The sequence below is a fragment of the Kordiimonas aestuarii genome (genome assembly GCF_025574465.1).
GTDB lineage: Bacteria > Pseudomonadota > Alphaproteobacteria > Sphingomonadales > Kordiimonadaceae > Kordiimonas > Kordiimonas aestuarii.
Window position 1 is genome coordinate 289,250 of record NZ_JAOBPP010000018.1, and the last position, 6,223, is coordinate 295,472.

Annotated in this window: 6 protein-coding genes; 3 read left to right on the forward strand and 3 right to left on the reverse strand. The window is 58.2% G+C overall.

The window, feature by feature from the left end; all coding sequences use genetic code 11:
- Positions 1 to 90 precede the first annotated feature (90 nt).
- Together OEU85_RS07355 and OEU85_RS07360 are read right to left on the reverse strand one after the other, a co-directional pair.
- On the reverse strand, positions 91 to 1,041 hold the full coding sequence (locus OEU85_RS07355; RefSeq protein ID WP_262690818.1) for a hypothetical protein: 951 nt from the start codon (positions 1,039 to 1,041) through the stop codon (positions 91 to 93).
- A complete protein-coding gene (locus OEU85_RS07360) occupies positions 1,025 to 2,002 on the reverse strand; it encodes a hypothetical protein (RefSeq protein ID WP_262690819.1) in 978 nt (325 codons plus the stop codon). Before OEU85_RS07360 ends, OEU85_RS07355 begins: the two co-directional genes overlap by 17 nt.
- Before the next feature lie 133 nt (positions 2,003 to 2,135).
- Here OEU85_RS07360 and dapF point away from each other — a divergent pair, with 133 nt between their 5' ends.
- From dapF to ftsY, 3 genes are read left to right on the forward strand one after another with little or no spacing between them, the layout of a single operon-like run.
- On the forward strand, positions 2,136 to 2,969 hold the full coding sequence (dapF, locus tag OEU85_RS07365) for a diaminopimelate epimerase (RefSeq protein ID WP_262690820.1): 834 nt from the start codon (positions 2,136 to 2,138) through the stop codon (positions 2,967 to 2,969).
- The gene (gene mtaB / locus OEU85_RS07370; protein WP_262690821.1) at positions 2,966 to 4,258 is read left to right on the forward strand and encodes a tRNA (N(6)-L-threonylcarbamoyladenosine(37)-C(2))-methylthiotransferase MtaB; all 1,293 of its coding nucleotides are present in this window, start codon (positions 2,966 to 2,968) and stop codon (positions 4,256 to 4,258) included. Before dapF ends, mtaB begins: the two co-directional genes overlap by 4 nt.
- A gap of 17 nt (positions 4,259 to 4,275) precedes the next feature.
- Entirely contained in the window at positions 4,276 to 5,379 is a 1,104-nt protein-coding gene (gene ftsY, locus OEU85_RS07375; RefSeq protein ID WP_262690822.1) for a signal recognition particle-docking protein FtsY, read from the forward strand.
- Here the strand turns inward: ftsY and OEU85_RS07380 are convergent.
- A protein-coding gene (locus OEU85_RS07380; RefSeq protein WP_262689381.1) for an IS5 family transposase occupies positions 5,376 to 6,151 on the reverse strand; the annotation gives its coding sequence in 2 pieces (ribosomal slippage) (positions 5,376 to 5,836 and positions 5,836 to 6,151; 777 coding nt in all). The two genes, ftsY and OEU85_RS07380, sit on opposite strands and share 4 nt — an antisense overlap.
- Positions 6,152 to 6,223 lie beyond the last annotated feature (72 nt).

A 6,223-nucleotide genomic window follows, 5' to 3' on the forward strand; every position in this document is an offset into this window, starting at 1 on the left:
TTTTCTATGTCGGCAATATAGCGGATCGCACGCCACAAGAAAAGAACAAAAAGTGAACAATTGCTGACAAACCCTGCTGCTTCTCAGCCTTCAATTGACCTGCAGGCGGGCGAGGTCATTTTCATATTGCGCACGCCAGTGTGTGGCTTGTGCCCCCGTTGGCCGGTAGGCTGGGCGCTGCCGCGCCTTGCCAGCCGTCAGCAGGCCTGAGAGATAGGCGATGGGTTCATACACATACTGCCGCATCAACGGACGCAAGCGTCTGTGGTACCGGCGCGGCACCAAGGTCGCCACAAGCCGGTTAAAACCCCTGTAGACGGACAGGACGACAGGTCCCACGGACAGGTTCTGGTTATATTTTCCCGCCACAAAGGTCGGTAGCGATGGCAAAAACTGGCCAAATGCCTGAACCACTGTATCGGCCGGGGTCAAACGCAGGTTTTCCGACCGGTGGCAATGGATATTCGCCGCCCCGAAAGCATGGCCCAGGGTACCAAGAACCGGTTGCCATGACAGGTTATGGTCGCCGATATGCGCGCAAAACTCGTCAAACGACAAAAAACCGCCCATGCGCACATATTGCACATAGTAGGACGGCATAAAGCTCTCGAAATCCCGGATAAAATAAACGACCTGTACTTCATATCCGGCAAACAGCTTCTGCAACAATTCAATGCTCCGGGCATGCGCAGGGAAAAAGCCCGGCTCAACAGCCATGAATGGCTCACCCAATGCTGACTCATTGGAAATCAATACTGTGTGGACGCCGGCCTCATCAAAGAGCTTGTCCAGCCGTTGTCGCCCGGCGGCCAGCAATTTTTCCTGCCGGCGCAGCCCTGCCCTGAGTTGTGTAAAGATAGTGTGCAGCGGGTCAACATTGCCCTGCCTGAAGAAACGGGGCGGGCAGACCGCGCCATCCCGTGCAAGCGCTGTCGCGTTATCCGCAAAAAAATGCTGCAAGCTGGTGGAGCCGGTTTTTGGTGCACCACAATGCAGAATAATCCGGCGTTTCACTTTGGCAGCCCTAGCCTGCGTCATCATACCAGCATCCCTCATCACTACCGACAAGCCTGTGTTTTAGAAACTGCCGGTTCGGTCCCTTGAGCGGCGACAGCATCTGTTTGCGTTCCTCATCAGTCATTTGAAAGCGCGACGGCATCGCCAGCGCTGCTTTCAGCACACTGGTTTCATCGTCCCCCAACTCCAGAAGTTCCTGCACCAAAGTGGTATCGGCGTGTTTCGCTTTCCTCAGCGCGGGGAACAATATGGCGCGGCGCCAACTCATATCCAGGCCGAGCGCACAGCGGTTCATTGCCAGCAGCAGTTCCAGCGCCTCGGCGCCGAAACGGCTGTTGCCTGATCGCAACCCACCACCGGCAAGCGTCAGGTCATGAAGGCCCAGAAAAGCGAGTACATGACTTGTCGCACTCCCTCGCGGCCAACCCTCGAGCACGTCAATCCTTGCGGTTTCCGCGAACCCGGCGCTGGTGAGGTCATCGGCAAAGCGCAACCACGACAGGTCCATGCCGATGAACTGCTTGAGGAAGCTGCTGAAATCGTCCCTGAGGCCAAACGCAACCCGGAAACCATAGATCGATTCGATCAACTTGTCCTGCCGCCTGACGATCAGCCGGGGGTGCACCTCCGCGACAGGGTCAAGCCTGGCAAGCGCTCGCGTCAAATGCCTGAATCCCGGGAAAAAACCCTGCCCCCGATGCCCTGGCATGACGCCCATCAGGTTTTCTTCGCTAACAAGAATCGTGTTCTGTTCCACCTGCTCAACCGCGCGTATCGTGCGGGAGACCTCGGCCCGGCGCACCGGGCTCCACCACCGATAGGCGTGGAACCGGTTCATCGCAATGCCATGCGCCTCCGCCCTGAGGTCATCGCGCAGAACAAGGCACACTTTCCGCTCAATTTCCGCACAGTTTCTGCGCAGTAATGCCTGCGTGGCGCTCGAAGCGCAGCGGTGCGCTCCCATATGGACAATCAGCTTTTTCATAGGTTTCTTAATCCCACTCCGCCAACCTTTTGTCGAGTGCTGAGAAAATCTTGTCTGATCCCGCGCTGAAAACTGCGGTTTTATGCCACTATGGGATAGACTCTGCCCCCTTCCTCACCATATAAGCAGCGCCATGAACACAGGCTCCCATATACGCCGCTTCCTCAAGATGCAGGGGCTGGGCAATGACTTCGTCATTTTTGACGCGCGGTCCCATGACCTGACGCTGTCGGATGAGGTTGTCCGCCACATTGCTGACCGCAGGCGCGGGGTGGGCTGTGACCAGTTGATCGTGATGCGAGCGTGCGAAGACGCTGATATCTTTATGGAAATCAGGAATGCCGATGGCAGCCGCGTTGGCGCCTGTGGTAATGCCACGCGCTGCGTGGGCAAGTTGATGCTGGATGAGACCGGCAAAGACAAAGTGACGATCCGCACCGACGCGGGGCTGCTCACTGCCGCGCGCACCGAGAACCACAGCGACAGCGGCGTCAGCGTCAACATGGGTCCGGCCCGGATAGCTTGGGATGAAATTCCCCTGTCTGACCAAATGGATACACTGCATATCGACCTAAGGGTCGGGAGCCTGAGCGACCCGGTTGGCGTCAACATGGGCAACCCGCATGTGGTATTTTTTGTGGATGATGCGGAAGCGGTCGACCTTAAAACCTTCGGCCCACAAATTGAACATCATCCCCTGTTCCCGGAACGGGTAAATGTCTCTGTCGCCACGATAAAAGATGGTATCATCCGCCAACGAGTATGGGAACGCGGTGCAGGCATTACCGAAGCCTGCGGGTCTGGCGCCTGTGCCGGGCTTGTTGCTGCCGCACGGCGAGGCCTGACAGGCCACGAGGCCACCGTCCAGCTTGATGGCGGCGCGCTTGAGATTGAATGGCTTGCGGACGGCACGGTTCAGATGACCGGTGCCGCCATGCTTGCATTTGAAGGGGAAATTGCGCTGTGAGTGCAAAACCCGACATCGTGACTTTCGGCTGCCGCCTCAACGCTTATGAAAGCGAGGTGATGCGCCGCCATGCCGAGGATGCCGGGCTTGATGATGTGATCATCGTCAACACCTGCGCCGTGACGGCAGAGGCCACCCGGCAGGCGCGGCAATCCATCCGCCGCATGAAGCGCGAACGCCCTGACACCCCCATCATCGTCACCGGCTGCGCCGCGCAGATCGACCCGCTGCAGTTCTCGAAAATGCCGGAAGTCGCCACTGTGCTGGGTAATCAGGAAAAGCTTGAAGCCAAAAACTTTATCGGGCTTGAGCGCGCAGGGCTTGACCTTTCGAACGCGCCGCGTGTGCAGGTGAATGATATCTTCTCCGTCAAGGAAACGGCGGGGCACCTGATTGACGGCTTTGGCGAACGCGCCCGCGCCTTTGTGCAAATCCAGAACGGCTGCAACCACCGCTGCACCTTCTGCATCATCCCCTATGGCCGCGGCAACAGCCGCTCTGTCGCCATGGGCGAAGTGGTGGAACAGATCAAACGGCTGGTTGACCGTGGTTTCAAGGAAGTTGTACTGACGGGTGTGGATATCACCAGCTTTGGCGAGGACCTGCCGGGCACGCCCACCCTTGGCACGCTTGTGCAGAAAATCCTCAAGCTGGTACCGGACCTGCCGCGTCTGCGCATCTCGTCCATCGACAGTATCGAAGTGGATGAGCCCCTGTACGACGCCATCATCCATGAACCACGCGTGATGCCGCACCTGCACCTGAGCCTGCAGGCCGGGGACAATATGATCCTCAAACGTATGAAGCGGCGTCACATGCGCGAGGACGCCATCGAGTTTTGCGCCCGTGTGCGCGCCGAGCGGCCGGACATGGTATTCGGTGCCGACATTATCGCAGGCTTCCCCACGGAAACCGATGAGATGTTCGCCAATAGCCTGAAGCTGGTGGAAGAATGCGACCTGACATGGCTGCATGTCTTCCCCTATTCAGAGCGCGAGGGCACCCCTGCTGCCCGCATCCCGAACAAGGTGCCAAAAGCGGTGAGGAAAGAACGCGCGGCCCAGCTTCGCGCTGCAGGCGACGCCCGCGTAGCTGCGCTTTTCAAGGGGGCAGAAGGCACCACCGCCAATGTACTGATTGAGCGCGTGGGCCATGACGGTGAGGCCATGGGCCACAGTGAACAATTCATCCCCGTTGTGGTGGACACCGGCGCAGAGCCAGGCGACATTGTGCCCGTGCGCCTGACCGCACGCGACGAGAACGCGATGACCGGCATCAAACTATACTAAAAACCTCAGGGGCTTTTATGGCAGAAGAAAAAAAAGGCTGGTTCAAGCGGCTGCGCGGCAAAAAGGAAGAGGTGGCCGAGGCTCCAGCGGCAGAAACGCCGACTGAAGAGACCGAATTACCAACGCCCGGGCCGAGCCCAGAACCGGTGATGGCGGACGCGTCGGTGCCAAGCCAAGAACCAGCGCCTGAGCCTCAGGAAAAGAAGAGCTGGTACCAGCGCCTGAAGGATGGCCTGAAGAAATCTACCAATGCGCTTTCGGGCGGCATTACCGGCATATTTACCCAGGCCAAGCTGGATGATGAGACGCTGGAAGAGCTTGAAGACCTGCTGATCACCGCCGATCTTGGCGTTAACGTGGCTTCAAAGCTGACCACCGCCCTTGCCAAAGGCCGCTATGACAAGGAAATCAGCGGCGACGAAGTGCGTGATATCCTCGCCGCAGAGATCGAAGCCATGCTGGCCCCTGTGGCTAAACCGCTGACCGTCGACAAGGCCAACAAGCCCCATATCATCCTGATGGCCGGTGTGAACGGCGCAGGCAAGACCACGACCATCGGCAAGCTGGCCAAAAAGTTCAAGGATGACGGCAAATCCGTCATGCTGGCGGCGGGCGATACTTTCCGCGCGGCGGCAGTTGAACAGCTTCAGGTATGGGGCGACAGGAACGGTGTGCCGGTTGTCACCAAGGAAATTGGCGCGGATGCGGCGGCCCTTGCGTATGAAGCCGTTGACCGCGCCCAAAAAGAAGGCGCGGACGTCTTGCTGATCGACACCGCAGGCCGACTGCAGAACCGTGATGAACTGATGGCGGAACTGGCCAAGGTGGTGCGGGTGATTGGCAAAAAGGTCGATGGCGCACCGCATGACACTGTCATTGTGCTCGACGCCACCACGGGCCAGAACGCTGTGCATCAGGTGGAAGTGTTCCAGCGCCTCGCCAATATCACCGGCATTGTCATGACCAAGCTGGACGGCTCGGCCCGCGGCGGCGTTCTGGTGGCGTGCGCCGAGAAATTCGGCCTGCCCGTGCACGCCATTGGTGTCGGCGAAGCGATTGAGGACCTCCAGCCTTTCTCCGCTCGCGAATTTGCCCGCGCACTGGTGGGTTCTGAATTCTAGGTCGTAGACTCATAATTTTTCAACCAGATACAGACTGAAGCCAGTTTTACAGCGGCGAGGAAATTCTCCGGGTTTTTGTCATAGCGCGTTGCAATGCCCCGATAGTGCTTGAGCTTATTGAAGAAACGCTCGACGAGATTACGGTGTCGGTACAGCCATTTACTGAAGGTAAAGGACTGCTTGCGGTTGGCTTTTGGCGGAATATTGGCCCAAGCTCTGCGCGCTGTGGTGAAGGCACGAAGCGCGTCGGTATCATAGGCTTTGTCAGCGAGCAAGATCGCTTCCTCCTTGATGTCCTCAATCAGATCAAGGGCCGGTTTGCTGTCGTGGGTCTGTCCAGCAGTCAGCGAAAGCCTGATCGGCAGACCATCCGCATCGACGAGGGCGTGGATTTTGGTGGTCAGTCCACCCCGGGAACGGCCCATGCAGCCATCGTCCTGATCCCCCTTTTTGCCGTGGCCCCTTGTTGATGCACACGGACACAGCTGCTGTCGATCATAATGATGTCACCGTCATGGGCTTTGCTCACCGCCTCGAACAGTCGGTCCCACACCCCGGCCTTGCGCCAGCGGACAAACCGGTTGTAGCAGGTGGTGTAGGGACCATATCTTTCGGGAATGTCTGCCCACGGCGTTCCCGCCCGAAAGCGCCACAAGATGCCGTTGATCACCCGGCGGTCATCCACCCTAGGCACCCCGCGCGGCTTGTTCGGCAGCAAAGGCTCTATGATCGACCATTCATAATCTGTCAGTTCATACCGGCGGCGGCGCATCAAAACCTCCTCAATGATTTGAGAAGCGTTGAATCATATCTTCGCCTGTTTGGGAATCCCTTTTATGAGTTT